28 protein-coding genes are annotated in these 24,706 nt (G+C 33.5%); 19 read left to right on the forward strand and 9 right to left on the reverse strand.

Annotated features, from left to right (window positions below):
* Window positions 1-38 precede the first annotated feature (38 nt).
* The 3 genes from ACFFLS_RS10420 to ACFFLS_RS10430 are packed head-to-tail and all read left to right on the forward strand — an operon-like array spanning window position 39 to window position 3,250.
* The gene (locus tag ACFFLS_RS10420) at window positions 39-1,091 is read left to right on the forward strand and encodes a phage tail-like protein (protein ID WP_379689358.1); all 1,053 of its coding nucleotides are present in this window, start codon (window positions 39-41) and stop codon (window positions 1,089-1,091) included.
* Window positions 1,092-1,146: 55 nt separating this feature from the next.
* A complete protein-coding gene (locus ACFFLS_RS10425; protein ID WP_379685002.1) occupies window positions 1,147-2,178 on the forward strand; it encodes a phage tail-like protein in 1,032 nt (343 codons plus the stop codon).
* 28 nt (window positions 2,179-2,206) lie between these two features.
* Window positions 2,207-3,250 (forward strand): phage tail-like protein, encoded by a 1,044-nt coding sequence (locus ACFFLS_RS10430; RefSeq protein ID WP_379685001.1) that lies wholly within the window; start codon window positions 2,207-2,209, stop codon window positions 3,248-3,250.
* A gap of 234 nt (window positions 3,251-3,484) precedes the next feature.
* Here ACFFLS_RS10430 and ACFFLS_RS10435 read toward each other — a convergent pair whose 3' ends face one another.
* From ACFFLS_RS10435 to ACFFLS_RS10450, 4 genes are all read right to left on the reverse strand, one after another.
* A complete protein-coding gene (locus ACFFLS_RS10435; RefSeq protein ID WP_379685000.1) occupies window positions 3,485-5,404 on the reverse strand; it encodes a hypothetical protein in 1,920 nt (639 codons plus the stop codon).
* An 11-nt stretch (window positions 5,405-5,415) separates the two neighbouring features.
* Window positions 5,416-5,934 (reverse strand): hypothetical protein, encoded by a 519-nt coding sequence (locus tag ACFFLS_RS10440; protein ID WP_379684999.1) that lies wholly within the window; start codon window positions 5,932-5,934, stop codon window positions 5,416-5,418.
* 535 nt (window positions 5,935-6,469) lie between these two features.
* Window positions 6,470-6,682: a hypothetical protein gene (locus tag ACFFLS_RS10445; protein ID WP_379684998.1), complete on the reverse strand. Its 213-nt coding sequence runs from the start codon at window positions 6,680-6,682 to the stop codon at window positions 6,470-6,472.
* 34 nt (window positions 6,683-6,716) lie between these two features.
* Window positions 6,717-7,706 carry a DUF6268 family outer membrane beta-barrel protein gene (locus ACFFLS_RS10450; protein WP_379684997.1) on the reverse strand — a complete coding sequence of 330 codons (990 nt, stop codon included), beginning with the start codon at window positions 7,704-7,706 and terminating at the stop codon, window positions 6,717-6,719.
* 180 nt (window positions 7,707-7,886) lie between these two features.
* Here ACFFLS_RS10450 and ACFFLS_RS10455 point away from each other — a divergent pair, with 180 nt between their 5' ends.
* From ACFFLS_RS10455 to ACFFLS_RS10465, 3 genes are all read left to right on the forward strand, one after another.
* On the forward strand, window positions 7,887-8,885 hold the full coding sequence (locus ACFFLS_RS10455) for a sensor histidine kinase (RefSeq protein ID WP_379684996.1): 999 nt from the start codon (window positions 7,887-7,889) through the stop codon (window positions 8,883-8,885).
* Window positions 8,858-9,571: a LytR/AlgR family response regulator transcription factor gene (locus tag ACFFLS_RS10460; RefSeq protein WP_379684995.1), complete on the forward strand. Its 714-nt coding sequence runs from the start codon at window positions 8,858-8,860 to the stop codon at window positions 9,569-9,571. Before ACFFLS_RS10455 ends, ACFFLS_RS10460 begins: the two co-directional genes overlap by 28 nt.
* Before the next feature lie 103 nt (window positions 9,572-9,674).
* Window positions 9,675-10,238, forward strand: coding sequence for a hypothetical protein (locus ACFFLS_RS10465; protein ID WP_379684994.1), 564 nt, complete (start codon window positions 9,675-9,677; stop codon window positions 10,236-10,238).
* Here the strand turns inward: ACFFLS_RS10465 and ACFFLS_RS10470 are convergent.
* Together ACFFLS_RS10470 and ACFFLS_RS10475 are read right to left on the reverse strand one after the other, a co-directional pair.
* Window positions 10,235-10,651, reverse strand: coding sequence for a DoxX family protein (locus tag ACFFLS_RS10470; RefSeq protein WP_379684993.1), 417 nt, complete (start codon window positions 10,649-10,651; stop codon window positions 10,235-10,237). The genes ACFFLS_RS10465 and ACFFLS_RS10470 overlap by 4 nt on opposite strands.
* 177 nt (window positions 10,652-10,828) lie before the next feature.
* Entirely contained in the window at window positions 10,829-11,818 is a 990-nt protein-coding gene (locus ACFFLS_RS10475; protein ID WP_379684992.1) for a hypothetical protein, read from the reverse strand.
* 162 nt (window positions 11,819-11,980) lie between these two features.
* Between ACFFLS_RS10475 and ACFFLS_RS10480 the strand changes: the two genes are divergently transcribed.
* The 9 genes from ACFFLS_RS10480 (at window position 11,981) to ACFFLS_RS10520 (ending at window position 19,718) form a co-directional block, all read left to right on the forward strand.
* The gene (locus tag ACFFLS_RS10480) at window positions 11,981-12,496 is read left to right on the forward strand and encodes a hypothetical protein (RefSeq protein ID WP_379684991.1); all 516 of its coding nucleotides are present in this window, start codon (window positions 11,981-11,983) and stop codon (window positions 12,494-12,496) included.
* 185 nt (window positions 12,497-12,681) lie between these two features.
* Window positions 12,682-13,146, forward strand: a complete 465-nt coding sequence (locus ACFFLS_RS10485) for a hypothetical protein (protein WP_379684990.1) — start codon at window positions 12,682-12,684, stop codon at window positions 13,144-13,146.
* Window positions 13,147-13,541: 395 nt separating this feature from the next.
* On the forward strand, window positions 13,542-14,771 hold the full coding sequence (locus ACFFLS_RS10490) for a TMEM143 family protein (protein WP_379684989.1): 1,230 nt from the start codon (window positions 13,542-13,544) through the stop codon (window positions 14,769-14,771).
* A 460-nt stretch (window positions 14,772-15,231) separates the two neighbouring features.
* On the forward strand, window positions 15,232-15,696 hold the full coding sequence (locus tag ACFFLS_RS10495; protein WP_379684987.1) for an Mpo1 family 2-hydroxy fatty acid dioxygenase: 465 nt from the start codon (window positions 15,232-15,234) through the stop codon (window positions 15,694-15,696).
* A 6-nt stretch (window positions 15,697-15,702) separates the two neighbouring features.
* Window positions 15,703-16,575 (forward strand): class I SAM-dependent methyltransferase, encoded by an 873-nt coding sequence (locus ACFFLS_RS10500; RefSeq protein WP_379684986.1) that lies wholly within the window; start codon window positions 15,703-15,705, stop codon window positions 16,573-16,575.
* A 40-nt stretch (window positions 16,576-16,615) separates the two neighbouring features.
* Entirely contained in the window at window positions 16,616-17,362 is a 747-nt protein-coding gene (locus ACFFLS_RS10505) for a hypothetical protein (RefSeq protein ID WP_379684985.1), read from the forward strand.
* Between the two features lie 79 nt (window positions 17,363-17,441).
* Window positions 17,442-18,122 carry a metal-dependent hydrolase gene (locus tag ACFFLS_RS10510; RefSeq protein ID WP_379684984.1) on the forward strand — a complete coding sequence of 227 codons (681 nt, stop codon included), beginning with the start codon at window positions 17,442-17,444 and terminating at the stop codon, window positions 18,120-18,122.
* Window positions 18,123-18,295: 173 nt separating this feature from the next.
* Window positions 18,296-19,147 carry an alpha/beta fold hydrolase gene (locus ACFFLS_RS10515; protein WP_379684983.1) on the forward strand — a complete coding sequence of 284 codons (852 nt, stop codon included), beginning with the start codon at window positions 18,296-18,298 and terminating at the stop codon, window positions 19,145-19,147.
* A 205-nt stretch (window positions 19,148-19,352) separates the two neighbouring features.
* Complete coding sequence (locus ACFFLS_RS10520) at window positions 19,353-19,718, forward strand: hypothetical protein (RefSeq protein ID WP_379684982.1); 366 nt, start codon at window positions 19,353-19,355, stop codon at window positions 19,716-19,718.
* Window positions 19,719-19,753: 35 nt separating this feature from the next.
* Here ACFFLS_RS10520 and ACFFLS_RS10525 read toward each other — a convergent pair whose 3' ends face one another.
* Window positions 19,754-20,758: a hypothetical protein gene (locus ACFFLS_RS10525; RefSeq protein ID WP_379684981.1), complete on the reverse strand. Its 1,005-nt coding sequence runs from the start codon at window positions 20,756-20,758 to the stop codon at window positions 19,754-19,756.
* 328 nt (window positions 20,759-21,086) lie between these two features.
* Between ACFFLS_RS10525 and ACFFLS_RS10530 the strand changes: the two genes are divergently transcribed.
* From ACFFLS_RS10530 to ACFFLS_RS10545, 4 genes are all read left to right on the forward strand, one after another.
* On the forward strand, window positions 21,087-21,716 hold the full coding sequence (locus ACFFLS_RS10530; RefSeq protein WP_379684980.1) for a hypothetical protein: 630 nt from the start codon (window positions 21,087-21,089) through the stop codon (window positions 21,714-21,716).
* A gap of 26 nt (window positions 21,717-21,742) precedes the next feature.
* Window positions 21,743-22,234: a hypothetical protein gene (locus tag ACFFLS_RS10535; RefSeq protein WP_379684979.1), complete on the forward strand. Its 492-nt coding sequence runs from the start codon at window positions 21,743-21,745 to the stop codon at window positions 22,232-22,234.
* A gap of 31 nt (window positions 22,235-22,265) precedes the next feature.
* Window positions 22,266-22,457: a hypothetical protein gene (locus ACFFLS_RS10540; RefSeq protein ID WP_379684978.1), complete on the forward strand. Its 192-nt coding sequence runs from the start codon at window positions 22,266-22,268 to the stop codon at window positions 22,455-22,457.
* Between the two features lie 64 nt (window positions 22,458-22,521).
* On the forward strand, window positions 22,522-23,721 hold the full coding sequence (locus tag ACFFLS_RS10545) for an outer membrane protein assembly factor BamB family protein (protein WP_379684977.1): 1,200 nt from the start codon (window positions 22,522-22,524) through the stop codon (window positions 23,719-23,721).
* A gap of 98 nt (window positions 23,722-23,819) precedes the next feature.
* Here ACFFLS_RS10545 and imm9 read toward each other — a convergent pair whose 3' ends face one another.
* Window positions 23,820-24,287, reverse strand: a complete 468-nt coding sequence (gene imm9 / locus ACFFLS_RS10550) for an Imm9 family immunity protein (RefSeq protein WP_379684976.1) — start codon at window positions 24,285-24,287, stop codon at window positions 23,820-23,822.
* A 66-nt stretch (window positions 24,288-24,353) separates the two neighbouring features.
* On the reverse strand, window positions 24,354-24,635 hold the full coding sequence (locus tag ACFFLS_RS10555) for an FtsW/RodA/SpoVE family cell cycle protein (protein WP_379684975.1): 282 nt from the start codon (window positions 24,633-24,635) through the stop codon (window positions 24,354-24,356).
* Window positions 24,636-24,706 lie beyond the last annotated feature (71 nt).

The raw sequence follows: 24,706 nt of genomic DNA on the forward strand, positions 1-24,706 counted from the left end.
TCTTACTGAAAGCAACAATTAAAAAATAGTTAGAATCTATGAAAAAGTATTTTAAAACAATATTGATTTTATGGTGCGCAGGAATAATTAATCTATACCCTCAGGCAGGGATGATGACCAATAATCCTAATAAAAATGCGGTGCTTGACCTCAACAATGCTAACGGTACCAATACGAAAGGTTTGTTATTGCCAAAAGCTTCACTTATAGCCTCAGACAATCCAAGTCCAATGACCGCGCATATTGCAGGAATGTGCATTTACAACACTTCAGCATCAGGCTCTGGCGGTACAGCTGTTAGTCCGGGAATGTACTACAATGACGGAACACAATGGCTTCGTATGCCAACTTCTTCTTGGCAGATTAATGGAAACACAGGGACTAATGCATCAGTAAATTTTTTAGGAACAACTGATGCAAAAGATTTTATAACAAAGACTACTGATACCGAACGCATGCGAGTGTCAGCCAATGGCAATTTACAAATAGGAACCAGTAGTATTCCTACTGGAGGAACAAGTGCCAAACTAATTGTAAACAATACAAATGGTACAGGTGCTTTGCAAATAATAGACGGTTCGCAAATGGAGGGCAAAATACTTACGTCAGACGCCAATGGATTAGCATCTTGGGAATCACCGACAATTGAAAAACCCAAAAGCGTAACATTTGGATCCGGCGTATATATTCCTGTTGCAACACCTACAACTGCCTATTACTATAGTGGAACATCTGTTACGCTTCCTCCTGGAAAGTGGCTCATTTCTGTTGATGTGCTTCTGGCTAAAGATGGAGGCCCAACATCTGCAATTGAAACCTGGTTTGTTCGCTCAACATTTAGCAACAGCAGTACAGTTATTGCAAAATCTGGAGATATTGTTTCTGTAGCCTTTAATATAAGTGGATTACTCCCTGGAAGTAGTCAATATGCGATGTTAAAAGGGAATGTGGTAATAAACAACACAGGCACTGTTGATAAAACTTATTATTACATAATTGGCAACTATGTAGGTCGAAATGTTTCAGGGAGATTATTCACCGCTTCAGGTGCTGATCCTGAAAACAGAATAACGTATCAGCGTATTTATTAATAAAATAATACTACTCATTTAAATTCATGAATTCTTTTAATACTTAAAATCAATTATGAATAAAAAAACAAAAATAATATTCCTTTTTCTGTTCTTCAGCATCATCAATTTACATGCTCAGGTTGGAATTGTAACCAATAATCCTAATAAAGATGCAGTATTAGATTTAAGCAATGAAAATCAAAAAGGATTATTACTCCCAAATGTAAAGTTGCTCGGTACTAATGATCCAACGCCACTAACCTCTCATGTAAAAGGAATGCATGTTTACAACACAACATCCAACGGAACTGGAGACACAAAAGTAGTTTCTGGCATCTATTACAATGATGGCACACAATGGATTAACATATCAGCCGGTTGGAGTACGACAGGAAATGGCAACACCGATACAGCTGCTAATTTTATAGGCACAATTAACGGTGTTGATTTTGCATTGCGCACCAGTAATATAGAGCGTCTACGTGTAACCACTCAAGGGAATTTGCTTGTAGGAACCAGCACTTTACCTTCTGTAGGCAATAATGCAAAAATGATAATAGACAATGGAACCACAAAAGGAGCCATTCAGATTAAAGATGGCACTCAAGGCGTTGCAAAAGTTTTTACCTCTGATGCCAACGGTGTTGGAAGCTGGAAAGCGCCATCTGCAGATGTTGCTTTTGTTAATACTGGTTCGGGAGTAAATGTTCCATTTTCAACAAGTGGTTATCTCTACACCCAATCTTCTATTACATTGTCTCCAGGCAAATGGCAAATCTACGCCACAATAATTATGAGTAAAACTGCTGGATGGACAGGAAATACGGAAAGCTGGTGGTTAAAATCTACTTTTAGCGACAGTAATATTGTTCTGGCTGTATCACCAGATATCATTTCGAAATCTACTTTTATTTCAGGTCTTTTACCTTCAAATACTTATTACGCCATGATGAATGGTTCTGTAGTAATTAACAATACCTCTGGAGCAAATAAAACCTATTACTACATAGCAGGAAATGTAACTGGATTAAATACTACTGGAACTATTTCAAATTTTGGCGGCGCATGGGCTGAAAATATTTTTATGGTACAAAGAGTCAAATAAAATACAGCGTCTTAATAAAAATAAGAAAATGAAAAAACATATAACGATATTTTTTGTGGTAGTGATAAGTCTAAATACATTTGCTCAGGTAGGAATGACAACAAACAATCCGAACAAAAATGCGATATTAGACTTAAATAATTCAGATGGCACTACTACTAAAGGATTATTGTTGCCATTAGTATCATTAAGCAGTACAACCAATTCGGCTCCTTTGAGTGCTCCCGTAGAGGGAATGCATGTTTACAACACCAGAACATACGGCAGTGGCACAACGCAAGTCATACCCGGTGAGTACTACAATAATGGAACTGGCTGGATAAGAATACAGTCTGAAAGCTGGAAACTTCAAGGTAACACAGATACTAATACAGCAAACAATTTTGCAGGAACTAAAGATGCTATTCCTTTAGTGTTTAGAACAAATAATGTGGAAAGACTAAGAATAACTTCTACAGGTAAATTACTGATTGGAACCACAGCGGTACCAACAGGCGGAACCAATGCCAAGGTCGTAATAGATAATGGAGCCGTAAAGGGAGCCGTACAACTAAAAGACGGAACCGAAGGAAATAACTTTATTCTAACTTCAAATGCTGATGGGGTAGCAACATGGAAAGCCCCGGCGACGGAAATCGATTTTGTAAGCAGTTATGGATCAGGAATAAATTTGCCGGTAAGCCCTTTAAACAAGTGGTATTTCACAGGGTCTTCTGTTACGTTAGCACCCGGTAAATGGTTAATAAGCGCTAACATGTTGCTAAGTAAATCAACTGGGTACACAAATGCTACTGAAAGCTGGTGGGTAAATTCATCCTTTAGCGACAGTGATACTGTTTTAAGCATTTCCGCAGATATCATTAATGGTTCTCTTATAAGTGGCTCAGCAGTTCCAAACAGTCTTTATGGTATATTATCTGGCTCTACGCTTATTAACAATACTTCGGGCAGCAACAAAACTTATTATTACATTGCAAGAGTTGCTCAAGCCTCTAGCACTGCTACTGGTGAATTACAGAATTTTGGTGGAGGATGGCCAGATGATAATATAAGCATTCAGGCTGCAGATTAAACCAGATAAAGCGAATATTTGTAAGACACAAAATAAAAGAGCTGTAAACCCGCTAGCGCGAGCGTCCCGCTCGTGAACACAATATAAATCAATTTTAAAAACTATACGTGCACGAGCGGGACGCTCGCGCTAGCGGGGGAAAAGCAATCTGTACCCGTAACGATAAATCACAAAATAAAAGAGCTGTAAAACCTAGATTTTACAGCTCTTTTGTTTTTAAGCTTTGTAAAGCAATTAGTTTGCTTTTTTTTCTACTTTAAGCCCTGTAATACTATACTTCGCTATAATACCAAATACAATTCTTTTTCCTAAAGAGCTATCGTCTCCGGCGTGATTTCCAAACAAATCGGTAGTCTGTACAAAAAGACCTCCCATTAGTTTATTATCGGCGCTATTATAGGCATGCAAGCCGAGTCCGAGAATGGTATTGTTTTTTAGTTTGTCGCTTTTATCATAGATTCGGTGCCTTAAATAAGGGTTTACAGATAAGTATATGGCACTGTTTTTTTCGCTTTCAGCACTTTCTTTCATTGGCATCAAATAAACATAATCGAAATTAAGGTCATAGCGCATATAAGAATCAAACGTACCAGACAAAGCCTTTATTTCTTCAGAAGTTGTAAACTCTCCATCTGTAATTGAAGTGTCTTGTTTCTCTAGTTTATAAGTTGTGGTAGTCAATGCGCTTATATTGTTGGTGTAATTTATACTGGTGCTTAAACCAATATAATTATATGTCCTAAAATTATAAGTACTTCCAAGCTCAATGGTATAACCATTAAATTTACGGTCTACAAATCTGTCTGCCACTAAAGTGCTGTCATTTGCTAAATCATATTTATAGGCGTCTCCTTTTACGCTGGGTCTTAGATATAAAAGGAAAGAGTTTATTGAAACATTTTTATCTTTCGTAGTATTTAAATCATCTAATTTTTCATTTATAGTTTTTTGGTACTCATACTCCTCAATTAATTTCTTATATTTTTCTTTCAGGAGTTTAATTTCCTTTGTATCGCTTTCTGCATTAGTTGCTTTTTTAATATATGCTACCTCAATTTCATTTTTTTCCACATCTTTTTTTAATTTTTGAGAAGCGCTATCCCAAGCTGATTTTTCAAATGGCTCGACAAATTTATCATCTGGATAAACGATTTTAATTTTTTGTTTTACAGAAAGAAAATCTATATAAATTTCATTTTTTAAATTTTCTACAGTAAGATTGTTTTGACTACAATCAGCTAAGAATTTTGTGATTTCCAAAATTTGTCTCTGAATTTCTTTTCTGTTCGCAGGATTCTTCTCAATCAATAGCTTTTTATTAAGGTCAGCGAGCTTACCTGGAGAATCTTTGAGTTGAGACAAAATAGTAAGCTTTTTTAGGTTTAAATCTACTCTACTATCTAGATCTTTAATTGTTTTGAGATATAGCTCTTTTTCTTCCAAATTTGTTAGTTCTCCAATCCCCATTTTTTTAAAATTATTGATATTCTGAAGGTTACGCTCATAAGATATTATATATGCATCACTACCTGCTGTATTTGGCTCTTGGACACACTGATAACAACCAGTCTGATTCTTTACAGCCTCTTGTAATTCCTTCATTCCTTTATTAATACTATCTATTCTATTTCTATGTAAATTTTCGACATTCTTAGCGGCAATAATACTACTTGCACCACCTTTTCTTAATGAAACCCATGATCTTTTCCAGCCAATCAATCCTCCTACAGATACTGCAGAAGCAACTTTTTCTCCTGAAAAGATTGTACCTAAACCATCTTTTATACCTCCTTTTACATCAGCTCCCCATATCCATGCTCTTTTGTCAAGTTTTGATTTGAAGCATTTTTCCATACAATCCTCGTTTTTGAACACAGTACAGTTATTTTTTAAAACGTTTTCCAAAGCATTTTCTAAATCACTTTCACAAATGTTTTTCATCCCTGTTGTAAATTCTTTTTTAGCAAACTCTTTGTTAATAGAAAAAACAGCCACTGTACTATTACTTATATCTAAGTTAAATGTTGCTGCTGGAACAACAATACTGCTATTGCCTTCTGCATCTTGCCCTAATGTTTGAGCATTCGCACGCAAAGCTCCAATTAACAGAAAACAACCAATCATACCCCTGATAACATATTCTTTATACTTCATCTTTTAATTTTTTAGGCTTCGACTGTATTAATAATAACATTAGGGCGACCACCTTGACCGCTTACAGAAGAGGGAGACATTTTTCTAGTCTTAGTAGGTGAAATTTGTATTTTGGTTGCCTTAAATACCCATCTTGTATGCGGATTAGAAGTTTCAACGTCTATTACAAAACTATAGCCAGGTACTTCTAAATAAACATTCCGCATTGTACCTCCGTTAATATCTCCTTCCATACCATCAATTTTAATCTTGGAAGCGCCTTCAATTGTATATTCTACAGTTGCTGTAACAATTGAATTCCAAGCAATATTTCCGGCCTCATAATTAAATAAAGGAGATTTTGAAGTTACATCTGCAATTGTTTTGAGACTGGCCGTTTTAGGAAAAAATTCTTTAAGAGTTTTTTCGTTGATCGTGTACAATTTTGATTCAGGATCAAAATATTTTTCCGTTGCAAGAATTTCAATGATTTTTGTTATAATCTTTTCTTCTCTCACTGTAAAATCCTGTTTTGTAGTTGTTTTTCCCATAATAGATTTAATTTAAGTTTTTGGTTACTGTAAAATGAATACTTTTTACTAATCCAAATTAAACAAAAGTTTTCTTGCCAAAACAAGGGTAAACCCCTAATTTATAATAAAATAAAACCCTATTCTCAATACAAAAAAACGACCTATTAATCTAATTTATTAGAGGTTTTGTACTCATGACACCAATTTGTAATCTGACCTATGAAAACAAAAAAAGCTGCGAAAAAAATTAATTTTTCACAGCTTTTTTTTGACGATATTTTTCTGGCTGCTAAATGGCAGTTAGTACAAAACTCATTTAGAAAGCTTCAAATAAAACTTTATGGCAAAAGAATACAGAACTAAGTAAAAAGTTCTGAAAGCCAAGCAAACAGCAAAAGGATAAAATTCATCATTTTTAATAATCTATTTAAATAAAAAACCAATACAAAATACTTACAAAAAAACGAGATACAGCCGCGTATTTATACGTGATTTTTTGTTTCAGGTTTCAGGTTTCAAGTTTAACTCTGTAACTTGAAACCTGAAACTTTTTTTATTCCAATCGAACACACGAAAATCCAAGGTTGTTTACATAATCAACGATGGCATTCCATTGCGGTTCCAAGGCTTCGACACGAAGAATCTTGTCGCGGTCTTCTAAATCGAAATTAATCTTATAAGAAGGAAACTGCCTTTTAATCACGGCAATAATATAATTGGTTTCGGTTTCCTTTTCTACGTTTGTCTTAAAAATTTCAACAATCATAACTAAACATTTTTAAATCTTAAACTCTGATTTTCTAATTTTTTCCAAAAAGATTATAAGATATTCCAAATCTCACATATCCCTGAGGATCTTCTTTGTGGCTGTACACATATTTGCTCGTTCGCTCACCTCTTTCGGTAAGGCGCACACTAAAAACATTATTGACACCGCCTTTTACAAAAGCAATGATTTTGGGCGTAAAGCAATATTCGTAGGTAATTCCGGATTTTAATTCGAGCTGGTTCAACTCATAAACTCCTTTTAGATTTTCGGTATTTAAATTCAAGTAGAAATTCTCGGTATTCAATTCTGTTCCTAGCGAAATTCGTCCGTTTTCGAGCAGTTCTCTTCTAAACAAAAATCGTTGCGGAAGAATAAAATCCATATCCCATTTAGAATTTTCGAATTTGTGATTGATAGAAAACAATGGCGTAACCGGAACAATTGAAGACGGATCAAGCAAAACCAAAGCGCCTAAGGTAATAGTCGTGTTGGGTGTTCTTTTGAGCACCAAAACTGCCGATGCAAAACCTTTTATTCGCTGTACATCATCTTTATTTCCGTCAACGTTAATTGTGGCGTTGTAGATAGCGGGTTTCCCAAAAAGCGATGCCATATAAGTTCCTGTTAAAGCGCCTGCCCAATAGTGAAATTCCCGACGTTCTTTACTGTAAGTCTGCATCGTATTGTAATTGTAAATATCTCCAAAATCATAACTTTCGTATTTATATCGCAAAGAAGTTGTCAAAACCAGTCTTTTGGATTTTGAAGCATAAAAAGGCATATTAAAAGCGGCTTTAAAACGGTTATGATTTTCGATTCTTCCTCTTTCATACTTATTCCCCAAAAATTCTGAATCGTAATTAGAAGGTCCTAATTCTTCGTATTGCACATCAAAAGTTCTTGTATTCGGAAACTTATCTACAACCGCTTTCGCGAAAGTTTTTACGCCTGGTTCTTTTTCCTGCGATACGGCTTTCAACGAAATAAACACCACTAAAACCGAAATGATTTTGGACTTCATAAACTAGGGAGATATAAATTTTATTTGGATGATATTTGAAATTCGATTCAAAAGTAAATGAGGCATTCCTATTATAATAGTATTTTTATACCAACGGCGTATGATTTATACGAATGGCGTTGGTATAAATTATCCTTTACAAAAGGCTAAAAACTATACGATTATACTATTTTTGCCGTTATGACGATTGCTAAAATTTACCAGAACTTTATTCTGCGAAACATTCTCGTAAACACTCTTGTTTATTTTGTTATTCTGGCTTGTGTTTATGATGAGGTAAAACAGGAAGGACACGACATTAATTTTCTATTTACCAAAGTAGCGCTTGGCTATTTTCCTTGTATAATCTGGGTTACCTGTTTTAATGTTTTTATTATTAGGCCTTTTTTATTTCGAAAAAAGCTCAAATTTTTCTTTGCGCTTCTTTTTGTCTACTGGACAGGATTTTTCTATTTTATGGATTGGTTTTTTCCGTTTGTAGGATTAGGAAGCCTTAAAACGCTTCAAATGTTGTCGCTGATTATCAACGGTACTTTTTTCTATTTTGTTCATATCGTCATTACCAAAAAAATGACACAGGCCGACAAAGACATTATGAATTTTAAATCGGAACTTTCGTTTTTAAAACAGCAATTGAATCCGCATTTTTTATTGAATGCCATGAACAATCTTTATGGCGAATCACTTTCAGAACCAGACAAAGTTCCAGATAGAATACTGAATCTTTCGGATATGCTGCGTTATCAGATTGAGGCTTCTAAAAAAGATTTTGTCTCTGTTGAAGAAGAAATAGGTTTCGTTAAAAAATACATTGAATATTATACATTTAGAAATGAAAGATTGAACGTAAACCAAAATATTGAAGGCGTTACGAATGAAATCGAGATTCCGCCTCTATTCTTTTTGCCTTTGGTAGAAAATGCAGTGAAGTTTTCTGCCGAAACTGCCGAACCTTTTATTAATCTGGATCTAAAAGTAAAATGCCGAAATTTGACTTTTACCATCAAAAACTCGTATCTAGATTCGGGTTCGCGTCTTTCGGGCACCGGAATCGGAATTGAAAACCTGAAAAGACGTCTGGAAGTTTACGGCCTAAAACACCATTTAAGCTGTCAGAAGGAGAAAAATATGTTTGTTGTAAAATTAAGTATATGGCACTTACCTACCGCTGTCTCATAATCGATGACGAATCGCCGGCGCATAAAGCCTTGATTTCGCACATTTCTAAATTTGACGAACTGGAACATTCCGGAAGTGCTTTTAATGGCATGGAAGCCATAAAACTGCTCAACGAAAACCAATACGATATTATTTTTCTTGACATTAATATGCCTGTCATTTCGGGTGTCGAATTGATGGAACTACAGCCCAATCGTCCGCTTACAATCGTAACCACCGCTTATTCTGATTTTGCACTTTCGGCTTACCAAAACGATGCGATTGATTATCTTTTAAAACCTATTTCTCCTGATAAATTTGCCAAAGCTGTCGAAAAAGCCAAAACGTATTTTTTTGGAAATAGTCTGAAAAAAGAAAGCAACAGCAACTCAAAAACACTTTCGTATCGCATTAACGGACAAAATGTAGACATGCCTCTTCAGGATATTATCTTTATCGAAAGCTTGGGCAATTATATGAAACTCTACAGCTCTAAACTGAATTTACCGCATATCATTTACGGTTCACTCTCGAGCATTGCCACAGAAATTGATTGTAAAAACTTCGTTCAGGTGCATCGCTCTTTTATTGTAAATACTGCTAGAATTACATCGGTCACGTTTAAAAATCTAACGATGTGCAACGGAGAAATTATTCCTGTGGGTAGGAAATATCAGATTTTGTTGGATAATCTTTTGATTAGATAATTTGTCAATTTGATAATCTGTCAATTTGATAATTAGATATTTTTTTGAGAAGCTTAAAACTTCAACTTGTAATTCTTATTTTCGTCTAAAAATCCAGAACCAAATGAGAAAACTTCTATTCGTAATACTTTTACTGGCTCAAAATTCATTTTCGCAATCTACTTATGAAAACGGAAAATGTATTAAATCTAAAAATTTTTCAGAAAAAGAAAGACTTCTCAATTTTCCTTTTTCTGAATCTCAACAAATTAAAGTTATATCTTTAAAAAATAAGACCGATGACTTTTCTCCTGGGCATGATTTAATAAATCACCTCAATTCAGTCGCATTAGGAAAAGACACTTTTACACCTGAGTTTTATGACGAGACTGCTACTTTAAGTACTGAACAGATAAACAAATTAACCGATATCATTTTTAACTTTACTTACACAAGACTCCCTTACGAATGGGCAGAAGTAATGTGCTATATGCCTAGAAATGCTATTTTATTTCTGGATGCAAATAATAAAATAATTGCTTATCTAGAAATCTGTTTCGGTTGCGACAATTATAGATCGAGCGACAAACGACTGAATATTGGAGAATACTGCAATACAAAATATAAAATGCTAAAATCTATATTCGAAAGCAGCAATATTAAATACGGTATTTCTGTTGTTGATTAATTTCTATTCCTAAAATACGTAATCGCTCCTGTAGACCACAACGTGAGAAAAATCAGAACGGGCTGAAAAAACAATCGAATCAAGCGCGCTTGATCGGTATCGAGTCCAAAGGCGGGTGTTTTGTTTAGGTACTGCGCAATATTTCCTGGGAAAATCAACACATAAAAAACAGCGAGCGCAATACCGACTATAACTTTGTATCGGGTTAAAAACAACATTGCCAATCCGAGAGTTATTTCGACAATTCCTGAAAGTATTACCACCAAATCTTTATTCATCGGAACCCAATCTGGGACTTGCGCCTGAAATTCGGCTCTCTGAAAAGTAAAATGTCCGAAAGCGGCCGTAATCATAAATAATCCTAAAAGAATGCGGACAAAATTCTGCAGTTTACTAGTTTGAATATTTTCCATAAAAAAGTTGTCTTAAAAGAATCGATTAACAAATTTAGGGCATTAAGGCCAGACTTCATTTCATAGTGTTAACCCTTGCGTTGTATAATATCAATGTTTTATTTTTTCAGCTTTACATGCTATTGTAAAACAATCTTTTACGCTTTAATTTAGGTCGATTTAGTCGTTACTTTCATCTTAATAATAAACAAACTTATTTTTTAATGATGATACCAATTCCCCATTTTCTTCTAATTTCATTTCTAATTGATTTCCCAATGCGTCACTTTTTATAGTGTAGACTTCAACATTTTTTGTTCCTTCAGAAACGTTTTTCACAGATTTCATTATAATATCTCTATACTTATTATATGCATATTCCACAATTACATCAACCTTATCTCGTCGATATTCTTCATATTTAATTAGTAAATCTCCTTCATAGTAATCCTTAGATACCAATACTCCTCTTAAAAACTTCTCAATTATACGATTACGTTCGTCTCTTTTATAGCTAATCCTACTATTATTCTGTTCATTAGTATTTCCTAAAAGCTCTTTCTCTATTAAAAATTTACCATTATACTTTGATTGGCTAAACCATGCTGGCTTATCAGATTCAGAATATCTTTCATTTTTAATAATGCTTTGGTTTTCATCATATTCCAACAAATTATATCCTTTAAATGAAATCTTGTCAGAGAAAACAGGAATATCAAATTCTTCTATCTTAAAAGGATAAATGCTTTCATTCTTATACTCAAATTTTCTCATCCGAATCATATTTCCATCTGAATCAGTTTCTGTCATTTTTTCGAGAGCTTTTTTAGAATTATAGAGATACTCCGTTTTTTTAAATTTAGTACTACCCTCTTCTTCTTCGTATTTTATTACATTTACCAGAAGTCTATCCTTATAAGTATACATTGTTTTGAACCTACTATCACCAAAATGAGCTGTATATTCTGTAAGCTGTTTATCCTTATTATATTTCCATGTAGAAATTCCCTCATATTTTTCTTTATTATCTCCATAAGAAAAACTTTCAGATACAACTTCTTTCACATTCGCTTTAAAAAGCACATCCGAAGTAATAATTTCAGGATATATTTCAATTTCACGAATTTCATTTATTTGTGCTGACGATAAATTAGACAGCATTAAGGCAAGTAGTAGTAATTTATTCATTAACATTTAGATTATCGGATTGATATAAAAACAAATATACCAAAGTTTACAGAGAATATTTCTCTAATACCCACATCAACATCTGTTAAGTGTTAAAAGAATTTATCTAATTTTTATTTACTTTTAGCTCCTAAACCAACCCAAAAACTACACTACTTTATTATGAACAATTTTAAGGGAATTTTATTCTTTGCCGCCATATTTACATTTCTAGTATCTATTGCAATGACGGGAAGTCAATTGACATTTTACTTTAAAAATAAAGAAATGTTCCATAATCCGAAACAATACAGCAAGCACTATGTCGTAATCGATTCGACTTTTACCGAGACTCAAGGTTCCAAAAACAAAAAAGTCTTTTATTATGGCTTGTCGAAGAAATTTGATAATTATAAAACTGTTTTTAATCTCAATGTTCCAGACGGCAGTGCACTTCTTGAAGATGAGATTATCGTTGAACCTGTCAAAGATCCTATAAACGATACGATTCTTCATTATTATGCATGGGTAAACAAGCAAAAACAAATTGGATATATTGCCAATTCTTATGAGCAGTCTATACAAGAAAATTGGATTTTTTCTGATCGTCTTTACAACATAAAACTCAACATCGGTTTACTTGCTTTTTCGCTTATTATTTTTTTCTGGCTCAAAGTTTACAGGATTTTTATGAAGTAATCTTTACCAGCAACCATAAGACAAAAAGCGAAAAATCGTGTCTTAGCATCTTAATCTTAAAAGCCATAAAGAACAAATCAACACTCTTTGTTAATTCTTTTCTTCAAAAAAATAATTTACATGAATAACTTTTCTTACTTAATTATTTAAATTCGCAAAATTCAAAACCCCAAGATCTTATAACCATGAGCATTTTTAATTTTTTTAAGCGATTAGATATAGAATGTCCGAGATGCCTTGGAAAAGGATTTGTTGAGCTGGAAGATATCATTCGTTTAAAAAGACAATTAAAATGGGTTCCAGCACCTTGCGCCTACTGTAATGCCACGGGAAGAGTCGAAAAAGAAATGCTTTCAAAAGTAGCTGTAGACTGCATGTATCTCACTATAGATTTACCAGAATCGGTAATCGAAAAAATAAAAAACGGCGATCAGGAAACTATCGAAAAAGGCAAACAACGCGAACGTTTTGTAGAACATCTTATCGCGTTTGTAGAAAAACAGTACCTCAATCAAAACAAGGATGCCGAAAGCATCGCAAACCTTTATTTAAGCACAGAGGAAGAAAATGCTGCTTTTTCTGTAAACAAAGAAGAACTTGTCAAATACATTCAGGGCGTAATCGAATTAAAAAATGCTGAAAGGAATTAATTAAAACAAAAAAACTTAGCTCCTAGCATCTCAGAATCGCATCATCTTTAGAAAAACACGTATAAATACGCATAGTCACTCTAATTTATAGTGGTATTATTGCGTCGAATAATTTTTATCCGAAAGGATTTTATTTAAATGTTGTCATTTTTTTTTGGAGAAATAATTGAGATTTTAGTCCCTGCGATTAAAATCTCATTTTTTTTGTTTTTTTGCCACTAAGACACAAAGGCGCTAAGTTTTTTTAACAGTTAAGACACTAAGATTTAAAACCTAAGCTTTAAAATCACTTGACTGATTCCGATGCTATTTTTCCTTAAAAAACTTTCTAAAAATTAAAATCCGAATAGTATTTTTGTTGCAGATAAATGCCTCAAAACAAAGTCCAAAACAATATGACACGAGAAAACTATATTCCTTTCAACAAGGAATTCTTACTCGAGCAGCAATTAAATGCCTTTAGCGGAGACCTTGAGAAAATTGATAATTTTAAGAAATTATTCGATATAATCGAACATTATTATCATTACGAATCTTTTAATCTCAATAGGAACCTAAAGCAGCATTATGCCCTTTATGATCCAGATTTAAGCGAAAAAGAACGTGAAGGTTTTATCAAAAAAAGCGATTTCAGTGTATTTAAAAAAACACTGCTTACTGTTTTGGAACGTGGCAATTATTACCGAATCAGCGAAGAGACTTTACAAGCGGCATTTGAAGAATCTGATTTAGTAGGCTTAGATCTTTCTATTGATTTTAATGCTTTTAAAGATTACGAGATATATGCCCGCGGTCATCACAAAGCAAAAGAAAAAGTCAAAAAATATTTTTTCTGGAAAAAAGAAGTCGAAATCGAATATTACGATCGTGTTTTAGTTTATCTAAATTACAGCGATGCCGATTATCTGGCGGCGAAGAAAGTCAAATTAGGAAAAATGCCGATTGATCCGGGTTCTATTGCTTTAAAAATATTTAAGCGTGTTCCTAAAAATGACCTCGAAACGGTTTTCCCAAATGCGGTTCCTAAAATGTCTATAAAAGACAAAATGCTGCTTTGGGTTCCGGGACTTTTTGGTGGTGTTTCGCTTTTAAGCGCAAAAGTAATTCCGGCTTTGATCAATATGTACGAAGCTTACCAAACCGGAGAAACAATCGATTTGTTAAACAGCAAAACGTCTTTAAATCAGGGATTAATTGCGTTAGGGATTTTGGCGGCGTACTGCTTTCGTCAGTATAATAATTTTATAAATAAAAAAATTCGCTACTCCAAAACGCTTTCAGATAGTTTGTATTTTAAGAATGTTGGAAACAATAGTGGTGCATTTTATTCTCTTCTAAATTCTTCTGAAGAAGAAGCCTTAAAAGAAACCATTCTGGCTTACACTTTTTTGCACGAAAGCGAAAAACCGTTAACTGCCGAAGAACTTGACGACCGAATCGAATCTTGGTTTGAAAACAACCTAAACACTATTTTGGATTTTGATGTTCACGATGCTTTGCTAAAACTAAAAAGCACTGGTCTTGGTATCGAAACCAACGGAAAATGGGAAGTCATTTCGCTAGAGCAGGCTTTAGTGAAAATTGATGAGTTATGGGACAATGTTTTTCAATACAATCAAGGATAATATTTTTTTTAATTTCTAATCTTTCAAAAACTAAAAGTGAAAAATCTTAGACCACATTCCATTATCATTTTCTCTTTGTTTTTATCGGGAATAATAATTTGGTGGTCTGCCGAAGGTTTCAGATTCGACCCCAATCATAGATGGATTTATGATATCGGAGTATTTTTTAAACTGTCGATGATTCCTTCCTCTCTGTTGTACTCTTTCATTGTTTTGATTTTTTATATAAAGAAGGACATTAACCTAAAAATAAGATACAAATGGGGCTGGCTTGCTTTGGCACTCTCTCCTATTTTGTATTTTCTAGCCGTGATCACTTGGGTGTTTATTAAAAATTACGTCTTTTTTTAATTTTTATAAATAAAAAACTTTCAATTTCTATGTAATTAGGAAAATGTATCTGAGCAAAAATTAAAGAAAATTCAGTAGATTTACTGCAAACTAACTAAAAACCAAAAAGATGAAGACACTACAACAATGGTTTGCAGAGTATGCAGTAAGCCACCAAAATCCAAAAAACAAAGCGATACATTATATCTGTGTACCAGCAATTTATTTTTCGATTGTTGGTTTGTTAATGAGCATTCCGAGCGGAATTATTTCCAATACACTAAAATTAAATGCTCCGATTATCGAGAACTGGGCTTTTCTTATCTTGATTTTCGTTTTGGTTTTCTACATCCGTTTGTCTATTGCAATGGCTTTTAAAATTGCTCTTTTTTCATTTCTCTGTCTTGTTGTGAATTATTATATCAGTCATTTTTTTCCTTTATGGATATTCTCCATCGGCGTTTTTGTTATCGCCTGGATCGGACAGTTTTACGGCCATAATATTGAAGGCAAGAAACCTTCTTTCTTAAAAGATCTTCAGTTTTTATTGATTGGTCCAGCTTGGGTTGCCGAGAATTTGTTTTCAAAAAAATAGATTGTCATGAAAGCAGCAAAAACTAGCAGAACAGCGCAATACATGGCCTTCTTTAGAGCATTAGAAACCAGACGCCGTACAAATAAGCCGTTATTTTCAGACCCTTACGCAATACATTTTTTAGATTCAAAATTACGACTTGCGGTTCGTTTGTCTAAATATTCTATTGCCTCAAAATACATTAGTAATACTATACAAAAAAAGATTCCTGGCGCTTTTTCTTCGGGAGTTGCCAGAACAAAATACATCGACGAACAGCTTGATGCCGCCATTTCAAACGGAGTACAGCAAGTTATCATTTTAGGTGCAGGTTTTGATACCAGAGCTATACGACTTGATTTTTTAAAATCGGTTCCGGTGATTGAAATCGATCATCCGAATACTTCAGATTATAAAATGGAAACCTACAACAACCGAATTGGCTGGATGCCCGAAAATGTACGTTTTCTTCAAATCGACTTTAACAAACAAAATCTAGACCAGCTGGCGGTCAAGCATAATCTTGATTTTTCTAAACCGACTGCCATATTGTGGGAAGGCGTAACGAATTATCTAACAGACGAAGCGGTAAAAAACACCTTTTCGTTTATTTCTCGTTTTGCTTCAAACAGCTATGTGATTTTTACGTATGTGCATCGAGAAATTCTTCATAATCCCGAAGCTTTTTTAGGTGGCAAAAAATTATTGAATGATTTGACAAAACTAGAAGAAAAATGGACTTTTGGTTTTACGCCCGAAGAACTTCCAGACTATCTAAATCAATTTGACATTCAGCTGAAAGAAGATTTGGGAGCAGATGAATACCGTGATAAATTCCTTCCCGAAAGAGCTGAAAAAGGTTATGAATTTTATAGAACTGCCGTTGGAATAAAAAAATAACCTCTCTCCTATTTATTGCCTAATTTAATAAGATGCAGTTATGAAATTAGATCTTAACGGAATAAAAATTGAGAATTTCGATATTTTTACATACCGCAGGATTCGCCGTGCGATTGGTTATCTGGGCATAAGCTTGCCTTTGTTTTTGGTTGTTTTTTCTCTAATTCCCTTTTTTGAGACTCAGATGCAACCCTCTATAAGCGATTATTATTATACGAATCTGAGAGACATTTTTACGGGAACTTTGTGTGCTGTCGGTTTGTTTTTAATACGCTACAAAGGCCATGGAAATGCCTCTTTCTGGAAAAATGACAATCTGCTTACCAACATTGCCGGAATTATGGCTATCGGAGTTGCGCTAGTACCAACCAATCCCGATGATTTTTCGCAGAAAATCTATACTATCATTCCGCTTACTGTAAAATGGTTGGGCTGGCTTCATTACGGTTTTGCGGCGCTGCTTTTTTTATTATTGGCGTTGCTTGCAATTAATGTTTTTACCATCGGTCAGGAAAACGAAACCCGCGAACCTAAAAGCATTTTAAACGAAAACAACATTTACAGAACTTGTGGTTATACTATTTTGGTTGCCGTAATTATGGTTCCGCTTTCAGCAGGTTTAAAGCTTTTTTCCTATTCAACCTTAGTTTTTGAAGCGCTCGCACTTTTTGCGTTCGGAACGGCTTGGCTCATAAAAGGACGCGCGTTAGGAGATCAGGGCAAAATAGGTCAAAAACTGTATCAGGAAAATAATCCTGTCGCTACCGAAAAGGTTTTTGAGGAATAATATCCTGCATCTGAATGGCATATCATTTGAATACGATGCTGTAGATTTTCATTTTTACTAACTCAAAAAACTAAATATCATGAAAGTAACCTATTACGGCCATTCGTGTTTTTCTGTTTCTGCCAATGGAAAACATCTTTTGTTTGATCCTTTTATCTCACCGAACGAATTAGCAAAACACATTAATATTGATGAAATAAAAGCCGATTACATTTTTATTTCACATGCGCATTACGATCATATTCTCGATGTTGAAAGAATCGCAAAAAACACTGGAGCTAAGGTTTTGGGCAATTTTGAAATTTACAATTGGTTGCTAAAAAACGGTATCGAAAATGCGCATCCTATAAATCCTGGAGGGAAATTCAGTTTTGATTTTGGAACGGTAAAGTGCGTCATCGCACAGCATCCGAGCAGTTTTATGGACGGCAGTTATGGCGGAATCGCCTGCGGATTTGTCCTTACAACCTCTGAAGGCAATTTTTATTACAGCGGAGATACTGCTTTGACGCTGGATATGAAACTTATTCCGAAATACGCCAAACTTGATTTTGCAGTTTTCCCGATTGGCGATGGCTTAACAATGGGAATAGAAGAAGCCGTTGAAGCCTCTAAACTCGTTGAGGTTGATAAAATACTGGGTGTTCATTATGATACTTTTGGTTTTATCGTAATGGATCAACAAAAGGCATTTGATGGTTTTAAAAATGCAAATCTAGATTTATTTCTCCCAAAAATTGGAGAAACTATCGAAATATAATCTTCTAAATATCGCTAAATATTTTCGCTTTAGCGAAATAAAACAGAGTAAAAACCTGCATTTTATTGATTTATAGTACAATTCAACAAAGGCATTAAAATTGTTTTTCATTTTTCAGTAATAACCAAAAGCATCAAAACAAGAAGTCGAGATGCTGAAAAAAATTATTAATTATGAGCACGCAAAAAACCAATGCTTCAAATTCGGAAACAGAATTTGCCGATCTTCCCGGAAGAAAAATTGCCTACAGAAGTATCGGATCCGGTGATCCCGTTATTTTAGTAAACCGTTTTAGAGGAACAATAGATACTTGGGATCCTCTATTTTTAGACCAACTGGCCGAAAAACATAGAGTTATTACTTTTGATTATTCGGGTATCGGGTATTCGACTGGAAAACTGCCGACAGATGTAACAGAAGTCGCAAAAGACATTAAAGATCTGGCTGGTTTTCTAAAAATACAAAAAACAGCGCTAATCGGTTGGTCTTATGGCGGTTTGATCACTCAAGCTGCTACGTTATTGTTTCCGGAACTGGTTACTCAGACGGTTTTGCTTGGAACAGGGCCTCCTGGAAAAAGAATTGTACCGTTGGAACAGGCTTTTCTAGATGTTGCCCTTAAGCCCATAAACGATTTTGAGGATGAAATTGTGTTATTCTTTGAACCTTTATCAGAAGAAAGCAAAAAACAGGCAAAAGCTTCTCACGACCGTATTCATAAAAGGCTGGATGTTTCGAAAATTCCTTCAACGATGGATGTTTTTCAGCTTTATTTTCAGGGCGGTGACGGAATGGGCGAAGACAAAAACAACCTTAAGGAACAGCTGAAAACTACAAAAACACCAATTTTGGTTATTTCGGGAGATCATGATATTAGTTTTGCAATAGAAAATTGGTATCCGTTAACGAGACAGCTGCCAACGACTCAGTTTATCGTCTTTCCGCAAACGGGACATGCGCCTCATCATCAGCATGTGGATCTGGTTGCTGATTACATTACAAGTTTTCTAGAAAAGACCAAATAAACCTTATTATGAAAACGGATCTCTAGCCCAGACAGAAGCGGCATCCTTTTGTGGCGGGGTTCGCCGCAAAAGATATAGCGGATGGCTGGAACATGCTTCTAAAAAAAGACAAATTAGACCTTGCTCTTCTTTGTCTTTTTTTGTTTTTCTAAAGAAAATTGTATGTATTTTTATCGATGTAAAAGCCATTATAATTTTTTAGAAAATGAAAAACATTCAGCAGATTGAGCTTGAAAAATATGATAATCCGAATTATGAATTAATAGAAAACGGAATTTATTTTAATAAAGAAGACGGCGATTTGTATGTTTTTGCCATAAAGTACGAATTGGAAGAAAATGAGGATTCTCAGTATCCGCTTGAAGATATTCTGGATGAATTTTACTTACATGTTTCTGATTTTGTTGATGAAGATGCTTTTGAAAATTCAAAAATCGTAACGCTGGAATTGGGCGGCGATTTAGAAGATGTTCAGAATGCTGCTAAAAATCTTATCGGAAAAAGGGCTTACAATATTGAAGAAATAGACCCAGAAGATGGCAAAACGTATGTAAAACTGGTTATTGAATAATCTTATTTTCTTTCTATCGAACTGCTGAGTTGTGTTTAGCTCATTGTTTTATTCCTGTTTTTATAGAAAATACCGCTGATAACTAAAAACAAGATTCCCATAAAACCAAAAAATGCTGTTTTAGAAGTATTATGGTCCTTTATTGTACTGTTATAGCTTTCTAAAGAAACGTAGGTATTGTTTTTGTCTTCTAGCTGAACAATCTTGGATTCGTAACGGTTCCAGTATTTTTCTATTAAATTAAGATTGGGATTGGGTTGCAGTTTTTTTTCAAAATCCTCACGACTGATTTTAAATGAAATCGAGCTTCCTCTTTTATAATTCTGAATCAAACTCTCGTAGTTGCCTAAAAACATGTCATCTCTTATTTCGAAATCTATTTCAGGATAATTTTCTAAATAAATGTAAAACGTTGTTGTTTTCTTATATTTTTCAACAAAAATATCTTCTGAAAGCACTCCACTAATTTGTTTAGTCTCATTAAGAGTCAGCGTATCTTTTCTTACGAAGGCTATGGAAAGAAATACGATTCCGACGAGTAGCGTTACTTTAGCGTATTTTAGGATTAGTTTGCGTTCGAGCTCCTTTTCGAGTTCTTTATTTTTTCTTCTGCCTCTTGTCAGCAGGTTTTTTACAGCTTCATAATCATCAAAATAATAACTGTGAAGTTTGTGTTGACGCTGGTCTTTTGTAATGAATGTAAAATCTTCCCAATTACTGTATTTGCTGCTTTTTTGCTGTGTGGCCCAACCTTCAATATCGGTAAGCATAATTGATTTTTTGACCTTTCCAAAAGCGTTTCTAAATTCGATTTTAACAGAATTATAAAATAAATTTGGAACTTGCAGTAAAGAATACAAGCAAAAAAAAGAACCGCAAAATAACAAAATTGACGGCAGAAGCTCTTTGATTCCTATGTTTGTTTCTTCTAAAAAATTGGTCCAGAATAAAATTGTCAAAAACAAAAAAAACAATATTCCTATACTGCAGATTACAATGTATGACGTTTTCTTTCGGGCTTTTACAAGATTTTCTTTCATTGCTAGGTTTTGTTTTTTGGGACTAATTTTCTGATGCTAATGTAAAAATAAAAAACAAAAAATAGTTTTTTATATACTCTCTTCTGCATACAAAAGAAACCAATTTTATAAGTAGTTCAATTTATGTTTCGAAATTTTAAAAAACACATAAAAAACTGTAAATCAATCAAAACAAACACTAAACATGAATTAAGAGAATATGAAGGCAATTGCAAATTGTTTCAATAAATTAAAGTTATCCTAATAGAAGTTTTCTTAAATTAGCCCGGCAGAAATTAGAATCTGCGTCCCAAAACACCAAATCATTTTAACCTAATAAAGCTAATGTATGAATGAAAAAAAATCTACTATTGATCCGTTGTTAAATGTCGTTTCTTTGCTTAAGAGTATAGGCTTTTTATTAGTAGTTGGTTTTGTATTTGTATGGTGCTGTGAAAATACTTATGACCGGATTTACGGAGACAACCATCACAAAAATAAAATAGAAAATTTACTGAAAAATGGCAAAACCATACTGGCAAATCTTGATCAAAACTATGTGATTTCACGGGTAAACAAAGGAAATTATTATCAAACCTCTTACGAATTCAAATACAGTTTTAGGGTAAATGATAAAGTGTACAATGGCGATTTTACAACTGAAGAATTTATTCCGACCGATGCTAATCGATTAAAAAAATATCTTACGGTTCATTATTTGCCAGAAGATCCAGAAGTTAACCAAATTGATGCTGAAACAGAATATGAATACGCAAAACAAGATATTGAGGAACATGGAATCGGAATGTTGCTTTTGAATATTTTTGGTCTTTTTGTAACCTTTTTTATGGTTTTGTACGGAATTTTTTCTGTCAAAGAAAAAGCACAAAACTTAGACAAGCCAATTGAAAATACGTATAGAAAAACGCAGTATCAGAATGAAGTAAATCAAAAAACCGATTATTCTAATTTTAGGTAATTATAAAATTAACAACCAAATAAATTATGAACAGTATTAAATTAATTGGTTTTGCCGCACTTCTATTTCAGTTGTTCTATTCTGATGGTTTAGAGAAAAAAATTATGGGCGATTGGGAATATCAATATTCTATAATCGACAATAGACCTCAAAAACTAGAAATTCACTATATTTTTCCAGTAGAGAAGATGATTTTTGAAAAATGCAACGATCAAAAAGATATTCAAAAAATGCCTATAACTGTTAAGGAACTTAGGAAAACTAACGCATTTAAAAACATTTCCTGCAAAACGTACAACAACGGCAAACTTATTGACACCTATTTTCCCGTTCTTTTAACGGGGGCAACATCAAAAGACACGACTTATAGTGTGACAAATTATGGCAATCGTTTAAAATCGGATTATTTTATTAGGCGAATAGCTAAAGATACTTTGATTGTTTCTGATGGGACAATTTATACTATAACAGGAAAAAGATACACTTATGTAAAACATATTTATGTGAAAAAACGATAATCAAAATTTGTATTAATAAAAAATTAAAAACATGGAAAACAATAAAGTACCCGTATTTACCTTTAGTATTATAGCCATTATTTTAGGAGTGATATTGTACAAACAGTTTGATTTTGAAACTCTAAAATTTGAAAATCCTATATTAGCGGTCATTTATCTGATTGTTTTTGTTTTTTCAGTATATGTTCTAGTCAAAAATTCCAAAAAACGCTCTGGAAAATAATCACCAGCCGTTTAAAACATAATTCCGTTATACGGAATCAAATTATTGAACCAAATTTTAAAAAATGAAAAAAAAGCCAATAATTCTATTATTTGTATTTGCCGTCATAAATATGTTCGGTCAGGCACCGGCTGTATCCAAAACCACTTCTTCAAATAGCAAATTGCCTCCTAGTGAAATGGTTACGAACAAAGCCTTAAAACCGCTTAAAAAAGTTAAGCTATACGACCAAACAATCTTAATATATGATTACGATGGTTCTCTTTTTTCGTACGACCTAGAATCAGAATCAATTGCCTGGACGGTAAAAGCGGCAGATGCCCCTAGTGAAATGTGTGCTAATAAAATAACACTACAGGATGGAGTTGTATATGTTCCGTTTATCAATGGTGAAATTTTTGCAGTAGATAATGAGACTGGTAGTATTTTCTGGAAATCAAGATTGGGTAATATCAAAGATCAAATTGTTCTAAAAGATCAGACTCCGATTATAAAAGATGGAAAACTGTATATCACAGCTCAAAATCAAAATCAAAGCAGCAACCTTTATGCGCTTGATATAAAAGATGGCAGTTTATCGTGGAGCTTCAAATTGGATGTTGCACAAAATGATATTCAGCCTCTGTTCTTCAACAACAAAATCTTCATTCCAAGCGCAGTTAATTTCTACAGTTTAGATGCAAAAACAGGGCAAATTCTGAATCAAAAAACTTTTGAGGAATCTATTACTGGAAAAATCATTACAGATGGCGAAAACCTATTTGTCGCAAGCGAAAAAAACAGCCTTTACGCTTTAAATCCTGACAAACTAGATGTTTTATGGCAGTTTAAATTTGATGAAAATCAAAACAATGTTAAGGAACGCATTGTATGCAAAGACAAAAAAATCTATTTTGGAACTCAGGGTTCGCAAGGCAGTTCTGTATATGCTGTTGATGCAAAAACAGGAACTCAGCAATGGAAAGTAGATTTTAAAGACGATAATATCGAATACATTACCGAAGAAGTTAATAATATTTGGGGCTACACCCGCAAGAAAAAACTTTTTCAGTTAGACTTTAATGGCGAAATAGTATTTGACGCAAAATTAACAACTCTTCCGGTCTCCAACTTTGAGTTCCCAGCCGATGATAATCTGCTTTATTATTATTGCGACGCTGGTTTAATTCAGTTTGATTTGACCGAAAAAGACGAAAACGTATATTATATGCGAACTTCTCTTAAAGATGATGTTTACAGCGCTTATTTGAAGATTGTTCGATAAGACTGTTTTTCAATAATTTTAATGACAAAAAAAGCCTGAGAAAGTAGATTTCTCAGGCTTTTTTTGTGGAAAGGATAAACATAAAAACACTTTAGATTTTACTGTATTGGTATTTCCCCAACAGTTTTTTTTATCCCTAAAATTATACTCTGAATAAAATAATCTTCAATATTACTGCAGTTTTCATACTCTGGATAATCTAGTATCTCAAAATCATCTAATAAAATTTTACTCATTATGTTATTAGACAAGAAATTTTCGTCTGGAATTCCCCAAGTAACATCACTATTTTTAGGAACCGGAATATGAAATGTAAAAGATAATTGTTTTAGGGTACTTTTAGCCCGCTTCTTTTTATAAAGTAGAATTTTTTCAACATTATTGTAAATCAAATTAAACTCTAAGGCTTCAATATTGTTTCCTTTTTCACTTATAAATAAATCTTTAAAAGTTTTTGGATAATAGTAATTAGTAAGCTTGTCAATTATTTGGCTTTCTAAGAAATCGTAATTGAAATTCTCATCTATATTTAGTACATAAAAATTATGATTAAATGTAATTTCCATATTTATTGTTTTTAAAATTCATCTTCCGTTACTATTACTTTTCAAATTAGAAAACATCTATAACAGCTAGGATTTAGACGCTCTTTTGATTATTTTCTTCCAAACAATAACAACAATCAATAACATTACAGCCACAATAAAACATATACCGCTAAAGCTGAACTCAGATTCAACAGTTGTAAAAATATAATCGGTATGTTGTTCTGGAATAAATTTTCCTTTTGTTTCTGAAAAACCTTGTTGAGACGTATCATAACCTTTTTGGTTAGAGTATTGAAAACAAAAATAACAAAGTAGTAAGATTGAAATTAGCGTTATTACTAAATAAAGAAATGCTTTTTTTCTCATAATTTATAACAATATAAGTTAGCGTACTAGATATGTTTTTATCACTTTGAAGCTGTATAATTATCAATAAA

This window comes from Flavobacterium procerum, assembly GCF_042431625.1.
GTDB lineage: Bacteria > Bacteroidota > Bacteroidia > Flavobacteriales > Flavobacteriaceae > Flavobacterium > Flavobacterium procerum.